The organism is Aerosakkonema sp. BLCC-F183 (genome assembly GCF_041929145.1).
Lineage (GTDB): Bacteria > Cyanobacteriota > Cyanobacteriia > Cyanobacteriales > Aerosakkonemataceae > Aerosakkonema.
Window position 1 is genome coordinate 1 of record NZ_JBHFNU010000034.1, and the last position, 21,217, is coordinate 21,217.

Here is a 21,217-nt window from a genome sequence, read left to right on the forward strand (position 1 = left end):
AGGGTTGTTAATAGTTTAACTTGGAGTTAACTCTTTTGTCAAACTATATTGATTCGCTACGCTCAATTAATTAGCTGGTCGCAATTCATCTCCCGTTAAGCTAACGCTATAACGGGAGTCTTCTTGCGACATTAAGATAAATCGGGGATGAACTATCATCAGTACCCCAACTAACCCGACAGCTAGCAATCCACAATTATAGGTATTTTGCGATCCTGTCCCACTTAACTGGCTGGTAATTATCGCGGTCGATAGAGCGGCGGATATCATTAAAAAAGGCTCGATGACAACGCTCAGGGTAGCAATATTGACAGAAACCCCTGCCTGTTTAGCGCTCCAAATTCGACCGTAATAGTGCCAGACGTGACCCGGTAAATACTTGGCAATATGGGTTTTCAAATATACTTTAACTAACCAAGTGTAGTTCAAGCGGTGCTTGAATTCTTCCAAAGTCCAACCCCACACCAATCCAGACCAAGCAAAAGCTAGTAAACTGGCAATTATGCCGATCGCCAAACAAAACCATCCCGTACCATCAACGCGAATAGCTGCTACTTCCTCCCAGTGATGTCTGAGCGCTTTAGTAAAGAAAAATAGCATTCCTCCTAACATTAACCAGTGTATGTAATGCTTCGTGCGAGACCAAATTTGTTTCATGGCGTTATAAGTTTGATGTCTACAAAATTGGCCAACTTTATTTTCCTGAAATGCAGAAAAATCGGGATAAAAATCTACATTGCCAGTTTTTTCGCTATATACCCCTGAAGGTTAACTTGGTGGCCATTGGAGATAGTTGGCAAATTTGTCGCCATTCTTCTACCGCACCCTTCTCCAAGTCATCTACCCTGCGGTAGAGCAGGGTAGATGACTGGTGACCTGTCTCAAAACAGCAGCAGTCACAAAACTTACACTTTTTTGATTTTAAGGATTGTTAAGTGTGTTTTTGCCCGTTTGTGTAGTAGATAGAAGTCTACCGTATTGATAATTTGCCACGATAGAGACATTAACGGATTTTTGAAAATAATGGAAGCAACTTATAATTAATTTACAAATTATCAAGTAAAAGCTGATATCTAGGTAAAAAAGCAGACTGAGGTATAAGCAAAAGGGCAAAGATAAAGGCAAAAAGGGAAAAAGATTTATTTTACCTTTGAGCTTTGCCCTTTTTTTATAATTTTTGTTACCGAGAAGCAGCTTTCAGCAAAAAGGATTGAGTTTGGCGCACTTTCTGAGAGTAGAACGAAGCAGATTCCTCGCCTTTGGCACACTGACGAGTAAACTCGATTAAGTGATGAGCTACTAACCCTACATGAATTATGTTTTCAATTTTTCCTGCTTTTAATTTAGGTTTGGCCATCTGCCAAAAAGTTTTCCTGTAGCTACCAAAAACACCCACGCGCAGCAGGATTTTACTCAGCATAATTAAACCCTTGCGGATATTTTCCTTAGAAGCACGCTGCGGACTGTTGGGAACCTTAATGCGGTGCGGATAAGTATGTTCCATGTTGTAAGCAAATCGTTGATATAAAAATTCCGGTTCGTAAGCAGTTGTAATGCAGCGACGCCACATTTCGACCACCTGTTCGTAGGGCATTAAAAACTCGACATTTGATTCGCGATTTTCTGCCAAAACTAATCTTCCTTCTGTTTCCAACCTGCGCCACAAAGGAGTTTTTGGTAAGGCATAAAGCAGATTGATTGTCAGCATAGGAATGTTAGACAGACGAATAAATTCGAGTATTCTATCTGCCGTATCAGGCGTATCTGTATCGAGACCCAGGATAATTCCCGATACCACTTCCATGCCGTAGTTGTTCAAAGTTTTAATCGCTTCTAAAATCGGCATACTGAGGTTGTGGTCTTTGGAAATAGAGTGGAGTGCGTCGGGGTCTGGCGTTTCGATGCCGCAAAAAACAGTACCGAAATAAGCTTCCCGCATCATTTCCAAAAGTTTGGGACTTTGGGCTAGATTCAGGGTGGCTTCGCAAGCAAATTGCACCGGATAACCGTTGCGTTTTTGCCACTCAATTAAGTGAGGTAGGAGGTTCATGGCAGCGCGGCGATCGGCCACAAAATTATCATCGACAAAATACACCGCGCCGGGATTCCCGACCTTCAGCATAGCATCGAGTTCTGCTAACACCTGTTCGGGTGTTTTCATGCGAGGATTGCGACCGTAAAGTTCGGGAATATCGCAAAATTCGCAACGATAGGGACAACCGCTGGAAAACTGAACGCTGCCAATAAAATAATTATTGATATTCAGCAAGTGATAAGCTGGGATGGGAAATTCGCTGAGGGGCAAACGTTCTTTAGTTTCAAAGCGAATTTGCTTTTCCGGGCGTTCCTTGTGTTCGTCGAGGTATTCGATCGTTAAATCGGTCGCATCCCCCAACTCACCCAAGTGCAAAATATCAAAATCCGGGTAATATTCAGGGCAACCCGATACCGAGGGGCCACCGATAACTGTAATTTTGCCTTCTCGATGAGCGAGTTCGTTAATTTTATGCAGTTGTGGGCGCTGAATGTGCATCCCGCTAGCAATTACCACATCTGCCCATTTGTAATCGGATCTTTTCGCAGGGCGCACATTTTCATCAATAAACCTAATTTCCCACTCTTGAGGTAAATAAGCAGCCACAACCAAAATACCTTGGGGTGGCATAAAAGCTTTGACACCATTCGTCAGCGGATAAGCGTGCTGAAATGTGCCAAAAGAGGGGCTGTACTTGGGAAAAATACAGAGGATGCGACGATGGTTGCGCGGTGCGTAGAGCTTTCTCCCTGTAGTCATTTCGGGAACCGCTCGCTCCAAAGATTTCAACTTAGCAGTCATCCAACATTTCTCCTCGCATTAGTCATCAGTCATCATTCATTAGTCATTAGTCATTAGTTAGCGATCGAGAACAATGAGCAATGAAAAATGAACAATGAAACAAAATCATTTTGAGTTTTGAGTTAAAAATTTTTGAACTCAAAACTCAAAATTCAAAACTATTTAGCGCCGGTCACCTGAGAAATCAGCGCCATAACCGCACTGCGGCTGAGTTTCTTCTCGCCATGAGCCATCACGTTGAGAGTAGCATGAGCCAAAGTGAGGGGAATTTGGCAAAAGTCCAAAGCTGGCCCAGGAGGGAGAGACTTAGTATAGGCGTCCGCGAGGCTGAGATTGCGACGCGCATAAATCTGCAAATCGTTTGCTGTCCAGCCTTCTGGAAAGAACTCCACTCCACGCGCCCGATCCTCATTGTGATTGCGTAAAATGTTCACAGCTTGTAAGCCGCGCCCAAAGCCGATCGCCTGAGTTCGGTCTGTTTGCGTCCCATCATACCAAGCCCATAAGTCAGAAAGTAACAACCCCACCGCACCAGCCACCCCAAACGTATACCGATCGAGATCGGCTTCTGTACGAATTGTCCAGTTGTTCATCGCCCAGTAAGCCATGCGATCGGCCATTGCCGCCGTCGCATCCCAAACGCGAGGTGCAATGCTTGCAGGTGCCAGTAAAGCCCATTCCCGAATGCGAATAGATACTTCCGGCACCAAACTCTGGTGCGTAGCCAATCCCAACCAAAAGTCATCCATATTGGAACCATCAACCGCTGCCTGCAAAGTTAGGCTGATATTCCGCAATAGTTTCGCCTTGGTGGGATTATCCAGATCGGGATTATCTTCGATTTCGTCAATGGCACGCATACACAGGTAAGCTGACGCCACTGCTGCTTGCAACTCCACTGGCAAACGACTGATGGGAATGTAGAAAGTCCGGCTGGTTTCTTTGAGAATCTCTAAGGCATCTCGACGCAAATCCATCTGTTCACTCCTCTGAATCTGTATGGAGTTTAAACCAATGCCGAAAATTTACGCAGCTGGTACAGGTGACAGTTGGCAAAGAGGCACCTGTGCCATACACGTCCAATGTCGCTAAAATCCTTTAGGGACTAGGGTTAGGGAAAGTCACTCATTCAAAAGTCACTCATTCAAAAGTCAAAAGTCACTCATTCAAAAGTCAAAAAGAAGAGGGAGAGGGAGAGTGGGGGAGCGGGAGAGCGGGGGAACGAGAGAATTAATCTTTTCCCTCTTTCCTCTTCCCGACGCCCTAACCCCTAACCTCTAGCCCCTTTTTTTGACTTTTGACTTTCGCGTAGCGGTAGCCCCTCTTCTAGTGTTCGATCGCTTTGAGATATTCTCGATCGAATTGAGCTAACAAGCTTTCTGCACTTGAATAAGGGCCGGTAGTATAAGCACGGGACGAAACACCTGTCTGCATCAATTCACACACTTGCCAGTCTTGTCGGTCAGTCATATCGCAAACTTCACGGCATTCTGTGGATCGAAATCTGCTTGGTTCATTGCCTCTGGGTCAAATGACCATTCACAGACAACTTGAGTTCGACTGGGACTTTGGGGCCAAAGTCGGTGAACCATCACATAGTCACGATGAAGGCTCAGCAGCATATTGGGGAAAATCGAATCATAATAAACTCGCTGCAAATCTTCGCCGCTGACATTTGGGTTACGGCGCAGGAATTCAACTATTTATTTATGTTTTAAAATTTTCGCCTGCGCCTAACTTACCCTCCAAATTATACTTATATTTTTAAAGACTAATGACTCTTGACTCCGAATGGCTAAATTTATTTGTTCCCGGACGACTTTGCTTGTTTGGCGAACATTCCGATTGGGCTGGTTCTTATCGAGACTTGGCAGAAACACCGGGTTACTGCATTGCCGTCGGTACAGATGGGGGAATTTACGCCCGCGTTCGCAAACGAGATGGAATTATAGTAGCTTGTTCTCATCTTCCTAATGTAGAACCTCTTTGTATTCCTCCAGACTTGGCAGAACTGCTTTCAATCGCCAAAGCTGGAGGTTTTTGGAGCTATGTTGCGGGTACTTTGCACGAAATTTTGCAAAGTTACCCAATTTCAGGATTAGAAATAAAGTGCGATCGCATGGATTTACCCCTCAAAAAAGGGCTATCTTCATCAGCAGCAGTTTGCGTTTTAGTGGCGAGAGCGTGCAACGAATTATACAACTTAGGTCTTGACAAACGCGACGAAATGGAATTAGCTTACCGTGGCGAAACTCTTACACCTTCGCGCTGCGGGCGCATGGATCAAATTTGCGCCTACGGTCAAGTGCCGACTTTTCTTACTTTTGATGGTGAAGATTTAGCAATAGAAACTATACCTTTGGGTGGCGCGTTTTATTATTTAATTGTAGATTTGCAGGGAAACAAAGACACCGTTACTATCTTGCGCGATTTGAATAACCAATTTACTAAGAGAGAAGGTGCTATAGCTGAAGGAATTCGTCGCGCCCTTGGCTCTTTAAACCAACAAATAGTTTATCAAGTTCGCGCCGCTTTGATTTCTGGCGATGCGCGTCGAGTTGGTGAGTTAATGGTGGAAGCGCAAACGATATTCGATCGCCTCGTCGCACCCGCCTGTCCGTCCCAATTACAAGCGCCGAAGCTGCACCAGCTACTTGAATATCCTCCCTTGCAAGAGTTAATCTGGGGCGGCAAAGGCGTGGGCTCCCAAGGCGACGGCACCGCACAGCTACTCGCCCGTGGCCCAGAAGAACGGCTGCTTGCCCAGTCTACGATCGAGAGCGAATTGGGATTGCCTTGCCTGAGTTTGTTTTAATTGACATCCTCGCCGCCGTGAACGGGCGGGGCTTTAGACCCATTATTTTCGGTAATCCCCTCACCCCTAACCCCTAACCCCGACGCCCTAATTATGAAACCAACACGCGCCGTCATCCCTTTAGCTGGACTCGCCTCTCGCCTCTACCCAGCGACAAAAGTTATCCCCAAAGCTTTGTTACCAATTCCGGGACGAGATGGTTCCCTGCGTCCGGCGGTAGATTGGATTGTGCGGGAAGCACTTGCTAGCGGTGTAGAGGAAGTTGTGCTAATTGTTTCTCCCCGCGATGGGGAATTGATTCGCTCTTACTTCGACGAACCGCCACCGGGAATTTTGGAGGGTGCTGCTGGCAAACGCATCTATAATGCTTGGAACGAACTTCAACCGCTTTCGCAGCACTTGCGCTATGTGTATCAATTAGAACCTGGCGGTTTTGGCGATGCAGTGCTGCAATGTCGGGAAGTTGTCGGTGACGAGCCTTTTGTCCTGCTTCTGGGCGATCATCTTTATCAGTCAAGTTCTCCTGTTCCTTGCGTGCGTCAGGTGCTGGAGATGGGAACGCAATTCGGCAAAGGGATCTTGGGTGTTACTAGGCGCGATGAAAGCGAAATCGGTCAGTACGGTGTGGTAGGAGTTCGTCTGCTTCCCAACCAATCTTCTGTGTTTGAATTGACTGATATGCGCGAGAAACCTTCAGTTAGTGAGGCGCGAGCTAGTCTTCGCATTCCGGGAAGTCAGGAAAATAAATACATATGCCTGTTTGGTATTTATTTACTCCCCGGTCATTTTATGAAATATCTTCAAGCTGCAAGGGAACAGGAGCGCGGGGAACTGGATCTCTCAGATGCTTTGCGTTGCTGGATATATACAGATGGCGGTTTTGCTTATGAAGTGGAGGGCGATTTTTTCGATATTGGCACGCCGAAAAATTATTGCGATACTGTCGATCGCTTCCCCCAGTAGTCCCCAGCTTTGGAGGTTGGGTTTCGTACCTCAACCCAACCTACGAAAAAATGACTGCATAAGTAAACTTGACCCAGAAATACGTTGTTGCAAGCTAAGGTTGAAGGCACTCTGAATAGCCAAGAAGTCGCTTAGTTTGTTGGCAGGTTTTCGCTCGCCAAAAACATAAGTTCAGATGCCAGATACTAGCATCAATCAATTAGGAGAAAAACATGAGTTTCGCTATTTTTAAACAAGATTTTTGTCCTGTCAATAACTCACTTGTAAAAGCGGTTTTTATTGGCAGAGGTAATATGCTAAACTACTTCTGGGAGAATTACCTCGCACGTACATAATCAAAAAGGGCAAGGGCGACTCCTCCCCAAACCACCTATCGAGCGTGAAATATTCATGGGTGCTGCATCCCGATACTGGAAATTCATCACCATCGATGCTACGGGAAGGCGCAAAGTAGAGGAAATTGCCTCAGCAAAAGTATTTTTTAAACAGCAATTTCCGGAACAAATAGGTCAACCAGACGTCGGGGATACAATTTTGCAAAGTCAATTATGGCGGTTGCTGCTAGAAGATTCGACAAGAGGGATGGCTGACATTTGTTTGCGGTGTTTTATTTCTCACCAAATCGAACAAGTTTGCGTTCAGCTAGAAACTCAATTTGGCAGGGAACACGGCTTCACTCGCTCGGATCTATTTCCTTTTGTTCTGGATGACGATTCTGTGCTGAAAGATCGGGAAAAAGGTGGCGATCGCGAAAGTAATTATAAATCTCTTGCTACTGAAATTTTGCAGAGTTTCGATCCGGAACGCAGCAGTTTGGCTACCTGGACAACTAGACTGGTAAAACACCATCAAGAATTGAATAAATTTTTGTTGGAACGCGGTGTTTACCTAATTAGCAACTGGGCAATTCTGAACGATACCAAGCCGAAGCAATTACAACGTATTTTTTCTGAGTTTTGTCGCTTTACACCTGTTGAAATTGAACGCGCTTGTATATTGTTAGATAGCTATCATGCTGTTTATCGCCGAGATAGACTGAAATCGCGCCAATCTTTCAAGGCAGATTTAACTGCTAAGTTGCCAGAAAGTTTACCTTTAAGGAGTCGATGTCTGCCACCTACGGAGACGCAACTGCAACAAATTGCCCAATTGTTTCGCGCCAAAACCAGTCAGATATTGAGCGGTGATTCAGTTATGAAAGAACTGCAAGATATGGCAGAATATCTGCGGGAATATCGTATTTATGTTAGAGGGGGAAAACCGTCTGAAGAATCTCTGGATGTACCGGAAAATAGAGATTTTGTTGTGAGGATTCGCTCTGATAATTCGGGCGATATTTTAGAAGATGGAGAAGAAGAGGCAGAGTTTTTAAAGCTTTATCGCGATTCCTTTGAAAAGAGTTTGGATGAAGCGGTGAAAAGAGCGATCGCATCTCGCGTTTCTCTCTTACAGCGCCAGAATTCTCAAGTATCTCAACAATTTCTCTTGGCTCTCAATTTGTTTCATTGCCAAGCAAAATCTATGACGGAAATTGCTAGTTTAGTTGGACTGCAAGCTCAGTATCAAGTTACTCGTTTGCTCAAACTCAAAGAGTTTCGCGCCGATGTTCGCCAGCAGATGTTAAAGTTACTGCGTAACTGGGTTTTGGATCGAGCTACAGCTTACGCCGATCCGGAACAACTGCAAACTTTGTCAGAGCGAGTTGATACGGCTCTAGACGAACAAATTACCGCCATTATACAGCAAGCTGAGGCAGAAGCTTGTACTGCGAAAAAAACTCTTGGAAAAAGTTTATTTACAGAAAAACTTTGTCAGCACTTGGAGGAATTAAAAATTTAAATTTAAAGAATTTAAATATAATTAGATTATAGATATAAAGTTAGTTTAAGCAAGTAAAAAATAGTAATGCGAGAACCCACATGACTTATTACCCTAAAAATTCAGGTGAAGTGTTTCTAGACTTTGAAGCCGTAAGGATAGGAGCGATATCCTTATTACCGGAGGAGGTTAAGCGTGCAGTAGAAATCAGCAGTCAAGTTTCTAACGAAGCGCAACAGTGGCAAACTTATCTCAATGCTTTGGCACTGTTCGCTTTTGAGAAATGGCTAAAAGAGAGAGCAGCCGAACTTAGTCTAAATCGGGAGCAATGCTCGATTTTCCAGCCGTATTTAGATAGGTCGATCGAGGCTGTTTGCAATTTAAAAATTGGTGATTTCAGACTGTGCTTAATCGCCACTGGCAGTCAGCTTGATGACAAAATATCTTGTCCTAGAGCGGCGCTCGAATTACCGGAATTTGCCGCCCATTTTTATGTGTGGTTAGAAATTCAAGAAGAGTACGAACAAGCAATAGTTCGCGGGTTTTTGCGATACGATCGACTGGTAGAATTATGCTCGCAAGTCAACCTACAACCGGAGCCGGATTGGACTTACAGTTTGCCGTTAGATTGGTTCGATAACGATAGCGATCGCTTGTTACTTTACTTGCGCTGCTTAGAAGCAACTGCTATTGCTTTACCAGAAATTCCCCAGCGCAGTCTCGCTACTTTATTGAGTATGCAGGATGAACTGGCAGCAATATTATTTAGGTTACAATCTGGCACTCGTCCTTTGTGGGAAGTGCTGAATTGGGATCGGGCAACTGCCATATTAACCAGTAAAAATTGTTTGGATTCCGCTCGTCATTTAAACCGATCGCGACCAGAAATATTGCATCTGGAAAATTTATTACAACTGTTAACTCGACCTGCCTTAAATGTTGGACTTTGGTTAGAAGATAAGATGAATGATTTAGCAGAAGGTTTAGCTTGGGTGCTGATGCCAGTGTTTGCTCCTGCTGGTTCTGCATTGCGTTGTTCCACTCAAGAATTTGAAACTATCATTACAGAATTAGGTAACGCGGGAATAGAAATTCCTTGGCAAGCTCGTGGAGCTTATCGAGAGTTGAAATTAGCTGATGTTGACTTGCGTTTGTATGCGGTTACTTGGGCTTTTTTATCGCCAGAAAATGTTCCGGAATGGACTTTGATGTTAATATTGGGAGCTTACCCTGGCGAACGGCTACCTCCCGGTCTGAAACTGGGCGTTAGCGATGCGACTGGTATTTTAGTGCAGCGTCAGACGGGTCAAAATAGTCGGGATGGTTATATTTATGCCCAAATTGCCGGTACGTGGGATGAGAAATTTTTAGTGAGTGTTAATTTGAAGGATAGGGCTAGGGGCAAAGTCGCATCGCTGACGCTACCTCCGTTTGCTTTTCGAGTCGATCGCTAATTCTAAATACCCGCATTCACTGGTGTGAAATGAAACTCGATCGGCGATGGTTCGCTCGTGGCGCTGAATTATACTCGAAATAGGATCGTCCTGAGATTCGATCGCTTTCTTTCCCCTCCCGCATTCCCTAGTTTGGCGTGGCAATGACGGGGGATTATGAAGTAAAAATCGATATGATTCCTCATGAGAGCGTTTTTCGGCTCAAAGTTCAGCGCATCCATCAAACTTGTTTGTTTGAGTTATCTTGGGGCAGAGGACTGCAACTCTCTGCTACGCTGGAGTATCCAGAATCGCTGACGCGGATATATCAAGACTGGCAACGAACTTATTTAAATTTTTATAAGTCGGAACTGCGGGGACGAGTAGAAAACAGCGGCACTATTTCTATTCGCGATATCGACTGGCACGCCAAACTGGTAGAAGTAGAAGCAAATTTTCTGCGACAATTTCGGATTTGGTTACGGAGTGCTGAATTATACGAAATTCGCAGGCAAATTGTCAGCAGTCATTCGTCATTTGCGATCGCTCAAAATAAAGGAGAAAAAAAAGTCGATCTTTTTCTAACTTGTTCTCCTTTAGAGTTAGCGCGTTTACCGTGGGAAGCTTGGGAAATTGGCAGCGAATTTGCATCTGCTGCTAAGGTGGGGATTTTTCGGACTCCGCTGAATATTCGAGCAGAAACAATTGAGGAAAAATATTTGTCCCAGATGCGATCGCAGCGTCGCCGCAAAGCGAGAATATTAGCAATTTTAGGAGACGATCGGGGACTGAATTTCGAGCAGGATTTGTCGGCAGTGCGAGCGCTCGATCGCATTGTAGAAATAAAGTTTGTCGGTTGGCAACCCGGACGGGAAATCGCACAATTAAAAGCAGAAATTCGAGAAGCGATCGCCGACGAACAAGGTTGGGATATTTTATTTTTTGCCGGACACAGCAACGAGACGAATTTTACCGGGGGAGAAGTAGCGATCGCTCCCGGTACGTCAATTTTAATTAGCGAAATTGCACCGCAATTAACTATTGCTAAAAAAAGAGGTTTACAATTTGCTATCTTTAATTCCTGTAGCGGTTTGAGTATTGCCGAATCGCTGATCGATTTGGGATTGAGTCAGGTTGCCGTCATGCGGGAACCCATACACAATGCAGTTGCACAAGAATTTTTGGTGCAGTTTTTGCGAAGTTTGGCCGCAGATAAAGATGTGTGGGAATCTTTACAGGCAGCTTGTGAATATTTCCAACACAAAAAGAATTACATCTATCCATCTGCTTATCTAATTCCGTCGCTATTTTGTCACCCGGATGCAGTGTTATTCCGACTCAAACCTCATGGGGTCAAGCAACATCTAAAACAGTTGTTGCCCACAAGACAAGAGACGATCGCTGTTTTGACATTAATTTTACTGAGTTTGCAGTTACCAGTGCAGGGATATTTGTTAGAAAGACGCCTGCTGCTACAAGCGATTTATCGCCAAGTTACTGGGCAAATTCCCCACAGTAAAGCACAGCCTCCTGTTTTGTTGGTTCAAATCGATCAAAGATCGATTGATGAAGGAAATCTCAACCAATCCAAACCAATGCCTCGCGATTATTTGGCTAAGTTGGTGGATCGGCTTTCGGCTTTAAATGCCAGAGTTATCGGTTTGGATTATCTCTTAGTTCTACCGCGAACTGAGAGCGATCGCAAGCTAAGTCAGTCTCTGCGTAAGGCTGTACAAAAGCAACCTTACGGAACTTGGTTTGTATTTGTAGAAACTCAAGACGAAACAGGACAGCGACTCAAGGTTTTGCCTGAAATTGCCAGCCCTAAATGGAGTTTGCGAGGCGATATGGCTATACCTGTTGGCGGCTATATGAAGCTCGCACCGGGAGATAATTATTACTCGGATATGCTGCCGTTTTCTTACCTATTGGCGCTAGCTTATCAACTGAATTTTCAGCAATTTTTATTATCGACTCAACCTCGATTGGCAAGTCGAGAAGATTTGATCGACCGGATAGAATTCGATTTTAAACATCAGCATCAACGGGAATATACGAGTTTGTTTGCTTCGGCATCGCACTTGCAACCGATTACTGCTTTTTCTTACAATTTCGGGCAAACTTGGTTGCATCCGATTGTAGATTTTTCTATTCCTCCAGAACAAATTTATCAGCGCATTCCTGCTTGGCAGTTACTCAGGAATACTAGCCGTTCGCAGCTAAGTCACATTCAACAGCAAGCTGTGATGATTGTACCGGGTGGATATTTGGATGCTGGAGTATCGCGGGATGGCGAGGATAATTTTCCTTTGCCTGCTGCGATCGCATATTGGCGCAGACAGAATGATTCGGATACAAGTCGCATATTTACAGGCGGTGAAATTCATGCTTATATGCTGCATCATCACTTGACTCGAAGCGCGATCGTACCTATACCGGATCTTTGGGCGATCGCTATAGCGGCGTTGTTGGGAAAAGCCACTGCATTAGTATTTGGACTGCGCGATCGCCGTCGTCAAAAGTGGGCAATTTTGCTGATATGTATAACGTTAGGTTATGGTTTAATCAGTTTGCAACTTTATATCTCTGCGGCATTATTATTGCCTTTTGTTTTACCTTTAACCACCTTGACAATCTACGCTTTACCTGCTTTTATGAGGAAAAAAATTTAAAGTATTTTTTTACCGCAGATTCACGCAGATTCACGCAGATAAGTCTCGCTTTATTCCAAATCCTTTTACAATATCCGTCTTTAGTTAGATGCTTTTATGTAGATTTTTGTACTTAAATTTCGCTTTTGGAAAGCGGCTACAAATTTTAATTCTCTCATTTGGGTGAGGCAGCTTTATATGTAGATTTGTTTAAATTGATGAGTGTCGAAATAAGGAGTTTATTAAAGATGCGCCCATTGAACATAGGTTTATCGCAAGAACAGCGTCAAGGTGTAATCGATTTGTTGAACAAGGATTTGTCCGATGCGTATTTGCTGTTGATTAAAACCAAAAAGTACCACTGGGATGTGGTAGGCCCACAGTTCCGTTCGCTGCACCAACTGTGGGAAGAACACTATACTGCTTTGACAGAAAATATTGATGCGATCGCCGAGCGAGTTCGCGCCTTGGGTGGCTATCCGATCGGTACTGCGGAAGGCTTCTTGAAACACGCCACACTCAAAGAAGATGCTGGGACTTTGCCTAATGCCTATGGTATGGTAGAAAACCTCGTCGCCGATCACGAGCAAGTGATTCGCAATATGCGCGATCATATCGATCGCTGCGCTGAAAATTATCACGATCAAGGTACTGCCGATTTTCTCACCGGACTGATGGAACAGCACGAGCAAATGGCTTGGATGTTGCGTTCCTTCATTGAAGGCGAACAAATTTCCCCAGATGGTAAGCTGTCGGCAGACCTCAAGGTTCCCGTACAAATGAAGTAGAGAATAGGGAATAGGGAATAGGGAATAGGGGTTAGAGGAAGAGGGAAGAGGGAAGAGGGAAGAGGGAAGAAGGAAGAGGGAAAAGGGAAAAAAGAAAATATTAATTCTTCCGCTCCCCCGCTCCCCCACTCCCCCACTCCCTCTTCCCTCTTTCCCTAGCCCCTAACCCCTAACCCCTAGCCCCTAGTCCTTAATGCTTTGCAACTTAATGATATTATCTAACGCTCTTTGGTAATCATCAGTTATGCCTTGTGCTTGATAGAGTTGTGCGGCTTTCTGAAAATCCTGAATGGCGGCGGCGTAATCTCTATAGGCACAGCGACAATGCGCCATATTGTAGTAGGCATCTGCATAGTAAGGATTAATTTCAATAGCTTTGTGATAATCTGCGATCGCAGCTTCGCAATCGGTCATTTCAGCCATAACAATACCTCGGTTGTTGTAAGCTGCGGCATAGTTGGGATCTAGCTCGATCGCTTGCGTAAAATCTTCGATCGCACCCATCTGCGCTCCGATTCGATAGCGAATAATACCCCGGTTGTAGTAGACTTGGGGGTCGTCGGGATTGAGTTTTATGACTTCGTTGTAATCGAAGATCGCTCCTTCAAAGTCTCCGAGTTTGGCGCGGACATTGCCCCGATTGTTATAGGCTGAGGCATAGTTGGGGTCGATCGCAATCGCTTTGTTATAGTCTGCGATCGCTTTTTCCATCCCCTTGCCAACATCGCCGGACTTTTCGCCTAAGTAATAGAGGACAGAACCTCGGCTGTTGTAAGCTAGGGCACTATTTGGGTCGAGTTCGATCGCCCGATTGTAATCTGCCAGGGCTGCTTCGTAGTTTCCCAACCTCATGTACGCAGCGCCTCGGTTATGATAAGCACCCGCGTTATTCGGGTCGAGTTCGATCGCCCGATTGTAATCTATCAGTGCTGCTTCATAGTTTCCCAGCCCCATGTACGCAGTACCTCGGTTGTGGTAGGCAGCTGGATTATCCGGGTCGAGTTGTATCGCCCGATGGGAATCTACCAGCGCGGTGCGATAGTCGTCCAGCTGAACGCGGACAATCCACTGGATGCGGTCAGCACTTACACTGCGGTCTTCCAGGCTCTTTGCTTGAATGTCAATTGTTCCGGGCCGATCTTGTGGTTGGTGATACATGACTTGAATAAGAATTGGTATGTGAGCAACTCTCAGTTCAAGAGAACTCAGGGGGCTGCTCTTTCCGGCTACCCGATCGAACTTTACAGCAGATTTTCAGTAGCGATATACAAGTATCCTAATTGACGAGCTATTTTCGCCTTGGCGATTCTTTCAGTCAAGTCTTCCAACATGGTTAGTCACCCTGAGCAACTGACATTAGTATGCCGTGAACTACCCACACTGACCTTGCGGTACAGTGTGGGCTTCCTGCCCAACAGAAAGCGTGGTAGTGGATTTCTTGCGTCCTCCCTTACTACGGCTTACATCTGGGCGACAGGCTTTATCCCCCGTTCCAGAGGTCAAAATTCGTAGTCCCTCGTCTCTAAGGTTGATTGCTGCGTTGATATCCCTGTCATGTTTAGTTTCGCAATTCTCGCAAGTCCAAAACCTTATATTTAGCGGCAAACTACTGACTTGAGAGAGGCAAACATGACAGGTTTTAGAACTAGCAAAAAATCTATCCACTTCTCGGTAGACTTTCCCTTCTCGTTCTGCCTTATATTTGAGCATTGTGCAAAACCTCCCCCATCCAACTTGGTGAATAGCTTTGGAGAGTTTATGATTCTGCATCATGCCTTTAATGTTGAGGTTTTCCACACAAATAACTTGGTTTTCGTTAACTATCCTACGCGATAGCTTGTGCAGGAAATCCTCACGGCAGTTAGTTATCTTTCTGTGAACTCTAGCAACTTTCTTTCTGGCTTTAATCCGGTTGTTAGAACCTTTTTCTTTCCTGGATAATTGCTGCTGCTTAACTTTTAAATTCTTCTCATGTTTATTGATTATTCTTGGATTTTCAAATTTTGACCCATCACTGGTAACGGCGAAGTGGGTTAATCCCAGATCGATACCAATTGCTTTTCCTTCTATGCTTGTAGAAGGCTTTTCTTTACCGTCATCAAACAGAATGGCTGCAAAATATTGGTTTGAGCAGTTTTTCGATACAGTTACAGTCTTGACTTTACCCTCAATCGGTCTATGGATGACTGCTGTTACATCTCCTATCTTTGGAAGCGTTAAATAATTAACACCTACTTTGACATTTTGAGGATACTGGATCGACTGCTTACCATGCTTAGATTTAAACCTTGGATACTTTGCTCGTTTCTCAAAGAAGTTATTAAAAGCAACTCCCAAGTTCAAGCAAACCTGCTGCAAACATTGTGAGTATGTCAAAGACAGCCACTCATACTCTTTCTTTAACTGAGGAATTATCTTTTTAACTTCGTATCCAGACAACCCAAAACCTGTTTCTTTATATGTTTGATTCGTCAAGTTCAGGCAATAATTCCACAACCAACGACAAGAGCCAAAAGCTTGGGCTAGTGACTGCTGTTGCTGGACATCTGGGTATAACCTGACTTTGACAACCCTTAGCATATTAGAGTGAACAACGTTTGCTACAAAATAGCGTAGCACAAGATCTGTTCGTTTCCGACCTGTTCTCCTCCCTTGCTGTCGCATCGGTCGGAGAACTGTCGTCAACTCACCCGCCATTCATGAGCGAAAATGCGGTGTGGATTTTCCTCCCGCATTATTCGCGTCCCACGCTGCCCTGTCGGGTCAGGCGTGGGGCTTCTGTCGGTTCAAGCTAAAGGAGCAGGGGAGCAGGGGAGTGGGGGAGCGGGGGAGTGGAGCGGAAGAATTAATATTTTCCCTTTTCCCTCTTCCCTCTTCCCTCTCCCTCCTCCCTAGCCCCGACGCCCTAGCAAGCACCAGCGCGAGCCACAATTACGTAAATTGTTTTGAAGATAATGGCTAAGTCGTACCAAGGACTCCACAGACTCTGGTAGCGCAGGTCTAGTTCAACTATGGCTTCAAAATCTTTGACGGTCGATCGTCCGCTGACCTGCCATTCCCCAGTCAGTCCCGGCTTGACATCCAACCGTCGCCAGTGATGTTCGCTGTATTGGATAACTTCATCAAACGTGGGTGGGCGAGTTCCTACCAAGCTCATTTCCCCAATCAGCACATTCCAAAACTGGGGTAGTTCGTCCAAGCTAGTTCGCCGCAAAAAACGACCTACACGAGTAATGCGCGGGTCGTTTTCATTTTTGAAGATCGCTCCCTTGGCTTCGTTTGGCACCGAAGACTTTAATGCTTCGGCATTTTGCACCATCGATCGAAACTTGCGGATCGCGATCGCTTGTCCGTGCAGTCCGCAGCGTTGTTGGGTGTAGAAAATTGGCCCCGGACTGTCTAACTGGATTGCGATCGCGATCGGCACAAACAGAATCGCCAGAATCGCTAATCCCACCAAACTGCCTACAATATCCAGCAACCGCTTGAAAATTGAGCGAGTCGAAGGGTGAAGCGTCGGTAAACCTAATGAAACGGTTTCGATAACCGATTCGGTAGATTCGGTAACAGGTGGAGAAGTGACTGCGTTCATACTCATTTTCAACCTTTTCCTACTAGGACATTTGACGCTGTTAATTAACCTTTGTTTGCAGCTAATAACTAGGTATTGCCAAATTAATTACTGCGTCCAAACCTTTCTAAATTGAGGGATGACTTACGCTTCATCCTTTTCAATATAGACCCTTTCTAAAATTATTCTGTTCCAGTAAATTAATATTTAGTATTCTGATTTTTTAGGCCCTGTTTTTTATCTAAAAGTATGATTTTTGTATTGGAAATTACAATTCGATCGGCAATTAACACAAATATGTATTCTCTTGAATATTTAAACTTATTTTGGATGACTCTAACTACGGAATATCCTACAAATATATGAGGAATAAAATCATCTGCCTCCAGTCTGATATAAAGCTTAACTATGTTTATTAATAAGCAAGCTCATCTCATAAATAGCGAATAATATTATCCCCTGATTCATTTAATTAGGAGAATTTTGAAATTATTATACTTATGTTCATGGCGAACATTTTTGTACCTCGAAAGAACCAACTTCTTTCCCTAGTCCCGACGCCCTAATCCTTATTGATGCAAAGTTGTAAGGTAGCCTTTGTTCGAGTTGCTAGCTCCATTAGCGACAACCCCAATTACATTTAACTTGCTCAACATAGATGTAGCCTGCACGAGTTCAGTGCGAGTGACTCGACCGATGCGTCCGACCATGACAACGCCACTGCAAAAAGACGCAGCTAAAATAGTATCTACTATGCCCAAAACTGGGGGAGCATCCAGCAATACCAAGTCGTAATTTTGCTCAAAAGTTGCCATCAATTGCTTCATCTTTTGAGAGCTTAACATCTGAGCCGGGTCTAGGGGCGTAGGGCCGGAAGTTAAAATCGAGATATTGCCATATTGTGCCGATATTTCTATTTCTTGGTTAGCGATAGGAGTATCGTTTGCCAGCAGAGAAGAAAGTCCGCGATCGTTCGGCAAATTTAGCTCCTTGTGCAGACTCGGACGGCGCAAATCTGCATCGATCAGCAATACCCGCTGATGCAAACGAGCAGCACTAATTGCCAAACCCAAAGCTAAAGTAGACTTACCTTCTCCCGCTAGCGCCGACGTTACCACCAGCGACTTCAACCAACCAGAATTCATTAATTGAATATTTTGATAAATCAAATCTAGCGATTCCCGGAAAGGCGGCCAATTGATCACCTGAATCATCGAAGAAGCCAGCACTTGCGGCTTGCTGAAAGGCAGGGTGACGATCGCATCGCTGCTACCCTTAGCTTGAGCCAGTTCTGGCGTGATTCCCAGCAATGGCAGGTCAACTTGTTTCTTCAAATCATCGCAAGTATGAACCGCATCATCGACAACTTCGCGGATAAACGCAGCCACACCACCCAACATCAAACCAATTACTGCACCCAACAATATATTTCGTTTCAGACTCGGCTCTATTTGCAAACCTAATTCCGGTTCTTCTACAACTTGCCAATCAAAACCCCCCCGCGCAATTTCCAAGCTTAATTCTTGCCTTGCTTTCTGAAGCTGTTCCAGGGTTTCGCGCTTGAGTTTTACATCTGGTTCTAAGCGATTGTAGTCAGCCAATATAGCTGGTAAGCGGTTGATTTGGGCACGCATTTGCTGTTCTTTCTGTATTAAGGTTTGCTCGCGAGCTTGCAAACCGAGTACGTTTGTTTGTTCTTCCAAAAGCTTGTTAGCAAGGCTCACATCTAGCTTGCCGAGTTGTCCTTGTTTGAGTGGGTTTTCTATTGTCACGTTAGATCGATCGCCATTTGCACCCGGAATTCGTTTTTTCTCTTCCTCCAATAAAGCCAGCATCTCCTGACGCTGCTGTACCAAATCTTGAATATAAGGGTTAGCATCGGTGAAACGCTGGCGTTGCTGTGCTAACTCCAAATCTAGCTTTTGAATTTCGTTGAGCAATGTTTGGTAACGAGTGGACTCGCTCAGACGGGAGGAAACAACTGCTTGCTGTGGAGTACTGTTCGATTGCTGCTGCAAAGCTGTGTAGCGAGCTTGTGCATCGCGGTACTGAGCGCGAACTGTGCGTAGTTCCTGCTCAATGTCTTTGAGGGATTCAATTAGCGCTTTTGACTGTAATTCGGGTTCGATTATATTTTGATTTTTGCGAAATTGAGCCAAAGCTGCTTCAGATTGGACAGCATTCTGACGAACGGTCGGTAATTGCTGGTCAATGAAAGCAAGACCTTTGGCTAAACGCATTTCCTGTTGTTCGCGGTTGTAATCCTGATAAACTTTTTGGATTGTCTTGAGTACTTTTTGAGTTTTTTTGGCATCTTTATCGGTGTAAGTTACCTCAAATATCTTGGTATTGACTTTTTCTTCCTGGATCTGCGCTACGACCAAATATTTTTTAAGCTTTTTTATAGTAATATCTGGGTATTCCGGACGAAGTAAATCTACTGCTTTTCCCAACAACTGAGAACTTCGCATCAAGTTTAGCTGCGTGGCGTAGTCTATTTCCACATTTGGGTCGGCATATTCATTTTCGGTTTTTTCTTGGTCTCCAAGTTGTTGTTTACCTTGGTAATTTGCTTCTACAAGTAGCTGCATGGAGCTTTCGTATGTCGGCTTTGTGAGTAAGGTTAAGATGGCGGCTGCTGAGAAAACAGTGCAAAATACACCGATTAACCAAAAGCGTCGGCGGATGAGAATAGCAAATATTTGTCCGTAACCCGGGTCTGTTTCGGCAGCTGCGTTTAGATGATTTTCAGTAACTTGTACCATGTTTAACCTCAAGTCGCAACAAACCTATGATTGACGGAATCCGCAAACTTTATTCATGACGCGATCGACTTTATTAAAAAATGCTTCTTCAGAAAAATGATCCACCGCATGACTGCGGATTTTGCTGTAGTCCCATGCAATTTCCCTGGCATTATATAGTGCATCTAGCAGTGCATCCGGTGTTTGGCGTTTGAAGAAAACTCCTGTTTCCCCCGGTATTTGAGTATCCAATACGCCACCGGCACCGTAGGCAATCACTGGTGTTCCGCTAGCATTTGCTTCCACTGGCACCAATCCGTAGTCTTCCAGAGCTGCTACGATGACAGAGCGAGCTTTTGCCATTAAATTACTGCGTTCTGCATCGCTAACATATCCCAAAAACTCAACATTTTGCAATGCTTTAGATTCCAGGCGTTCTCTTTCCGGGCCATCACCTAATATGCGTAACGGCCATTTCAGCCAATTAAAAGCTTCGACGATCGTATCGATCCGTTTGTAGCTGAGCAAGCGAGCAGAGGCAAGATAAAAGTTATCTTTTTGTTCGGAAAAAGTGAACTTATTAGTGTCTATAGGATAATTTATAAAAATGGCTCGCTTACGGTAATATTTTTGGATGCGCCGAGCTACAACGCTAGAATTGGCGATGTAAAGGTCTGGTTCTTGTGCGTATTCCAGATCTACCTTGCGGAGCATCTCGAATATTGGTTCGATTACAGGAGCAAAACGTTGATAATCTGCATATTCTCGCAGATATGTTTCCGTATCCCACAAAAAACGGGTGATGTTGTGGCAAAAGCAAACGTGCAGTGCTTTGGGAGATTTTTTAACTGCTTTGGCAAAGCTGCTGCTACTGCTGATAATCAGATCGTAGTCTTGCAAATCCAGGGCGCGAAATGCAGGAAAATAGAAAGGAGCCAGCAGTCGAAAGTATTTTGCTGCTTTGGGGATTTTCTGAAGTGCGGTTGTGTGGACTGCGCGATCGGCCAAATCAATAGTTCGTTGGGGATCGTACAAAGAGGTGAAAATGTCTGCATCGGGGTAGCGCTTGCAAAGCAGTTCAAATACGCGCTCTGCTCCGCCTCGCTGCGTTAAATAATCGTGGACTAAAGCTATTTTCATATGTTTGTTTAAATGGGTTATAGTCCGCTTTTTTTGGCAACAACATCAATTTAGATGCCCTTGATTTGACTTTTTATCAGTCATTAGTTTGAGTTACTGCCACACCACGGTATGAAAAAAATTCCCAATCGCTCGACACCCTTTAAGCCTAACGTTGAGGAATTTGTTTCTAACTTTACTTATGTTTTGTTAGAACAAGAAAATCCTCTAGATTTAAAGCCGGATCTTGTTTGGCAATTAATTTATTCTGAACGCCAAGTCAGCTTCAAATCAGCCCTATCCAAAATAATCCTAAGTAAATACCCTTAGATATCCTTCAGTCCTAAGATAGAAGTTTTAATAAAAATTAACAACTAGACTTTACAGTGAAATACCTATGCTGTATAGGCTACAGCCAATTGTTTAAGTTTGGCTGCCTAGAGATATGTCTTTTGGCATAAGAGTTTCTACTTAAGAGA

14 protein-coding genes and 1 pseudogene are annotated in these 21,217 nt (G+C 44.4%); 6 read left to right on the forward strand and 9 right to left on the reverse strand.

Going from position 1 to position 21,217, the window contains the following annotated elements; all coding sequences use genetic code 11:
- Positions 1-66: 66 nt before the first annotated feature.
- The 4 genes and pseudogenes from ACE1CD_RS08670 to ACE1CD_RS08685 all read right to left on the reverse strand — a co-directional run bounded on the left by ACE1CD_RS08670 (position 67) and on the right by ACE1CD_RS08685 (position 4,494).
- Complete coding sequence (locus tag ACE1CD_RS08670) at positions 67-657, reverse strand: hypothetical protein (RefSeq protein ID WP_374823226.1); 591 nt, start codon at positions 655-657, stop codon at positions 67-69.
- 523 nt (positions 658-1,180) lie between these two features.
- A complete protein-coding gene (locus tag ACE1CD_RS08675; protein WP_374790155.1) occupies positions 1,181-2,836 on the reverse strand; it encodes a B12-binding domain-containing radical SAM protein in 1,656 nt (551 codons plus the stop codon).
- Positions 2,837-2,994: 158 nt separating this feature from the next.
- A complete protein-coding gene (locus tag ACE1CD_RS08680; protein ID WP_374790157.1) occupies positions 2,995-3,813 on the reverse strand; it encodes a squalene/phytoene synthase family protein in 819 nt (272 codons plus the stop codon).
- A 349-nt stretch (positions 3,814-4,162) separates the two neighbouring features.
- Positions 4,163-4,494: pseudogene (locus ACE1CD_RS08685) on the reverse strand (SRPBCC family protein).
- Between the two features lie 116 nt (positions 4,495-4,610).
- Between ACE1CD_RS08685 and ACE1CD_RS08690 the strand changes: the two are divergent.
- From ACE1CD_RS08690 to ACE1CD_RS08715, 6 genes are all read left to right on the forward strand, one after another.
- Positions 4,611-5,651 (forward strand): mevalonate kinase, encoded by a 1,041-nt coding sequence (locus tag ACE1CD_RS08690; protein WP_374790159.1) that lies wholly within the window; start codon positions 4,611-4,613, stop codon positions 5,649-5,651.
- Between the two features lie 93 nt (positions 5,652-5,744).
- Positions 5,745-6,614, forward strand: coding sequence for a sugar phosphate nucleotidyltransferase (locus tag ACE1CD_RS08695; RefSeq protein ID WP_374823229.1), 870 nt, complete (start codon positions 5,745-5,747; stop codon positions 6,612-6,614).
- Positions 6,615-7,004: 390 nt separating this feature from the next.
- The gene (locus tag ACE1CD_RS08700; protein ID WP_374790163.1) at positions 7,005-8,453 is read left to right on the forward strand and encodes a hypothetical protein; all 1,449 of its coding nucleotides are present in this window, start codon (positions 7,005-7,007) and stop codon (positions 8,451-8,453) included.
- Between the two features lie 80 nt (positions 8,454-8,533).
- On the forward strand, positions 8,534-9,886 hold the full coding sequence (locus ACE1CD_RS08705) for a DUF1822 family protein (protein ID WP_374823231.1): 1,353 nt from the start codon (positions 8,534-8,536) through the stop codon (positions 9,884-9,886).
- A gap of 173 nt (positions 9,887-10,059) precedes the next feature.
- A complete protein-coding gene (locus ACE1CD_RS08710) occupies positions 10,060-12,537 on the forward strand; it encodes a CHASE2 domain-containing protein (protein ID WP_374823233.1) in 2,478 nt (825 codons plus the stop codon).
- 227 nt (positions 12,538-12,764) lie between these two features.
- Positions 12,765-13,304: a Dps family protein gene (locus ACE1CD_RS08715; RefSeq protein ID WP_374790169.1), complete on the forward strand. Its 540-nt coding sequence runs from the start codon at positions 12,765-12,767 to the stop codon at positions 13,302-13,304.
- A gap of 183 nt (positions 13,305-13,487) precedes the next feature.
- Here ACE1CD_RS08715 and ACE1CD_RS08720 read toward each other — a convergent pair whose 3' ends face one another.
- From ACE1CD_RS08720 to ACE1CD_RS08740, 5 genes are all read right to left on the reverse strand, one after another.
- Positions 13,488-14,462 (reverse strand): tetratricopeptide repeat protein, encoded by a 975-nt coding sequence (locus ACE1CD_RS08720; RefSeq protein WP_374823236.1) that lies wholly within the window; start codon positions 14,460-14,462, stop codon positions 13,488-13,490.
- A gap of 213 nt (positions 14,463-14,675) precedes the next feature.
- Positions 14,676-15,884, reverse strand: a complete 1,209-nt coding sequence (locus ACE1CD_RS08725; protein WP_374823239.1) for an RNA-guided endonuclease InsQ/TnpB family protein — start codon at positions 15,882-15,884, stop codon at positions 14,676-14,678.
- A 325-nt stretch (positions 15,885-16,209) separates the two neighbouring features.
- Positions 16,210-16,902, reverse strand: coding sequence for a sugar transferase (locus tag ACE1CD_RS08730; protein WP_374790172.1), 693 nt, complete (start codon positions 16,900-16,902; stop codon positions 16,210-16,212).
- Between the two features lie 542 nt (positions 16,903-17,444).
- On the reverse strand, positions 17,445-19,640 hold the full coding sequence (locus tag ACE1CD_RS08735; RefSeq protein WP_374823242.1) for a GumC family protein: 2,196 nt from the start codon (positions 19,638-19,640) through the stop codon (positions 17,445-17,447).
- A gap of 24 nt (positions 19,641-19,664) precedes the next feature.
- Positions 19,665-20,759 (reverse strand): glycosyltransferase, encoded by a 1,095-nt coding sequence (locus ACE1CD_RS08740; protein WP_374823244.1) that lies wholly within the window; start codon positions 20,757-20,759, stop codon positions 19,665-19,667.
- Positions 20,760-21,217: the final 458 nt, after the last annotated feature.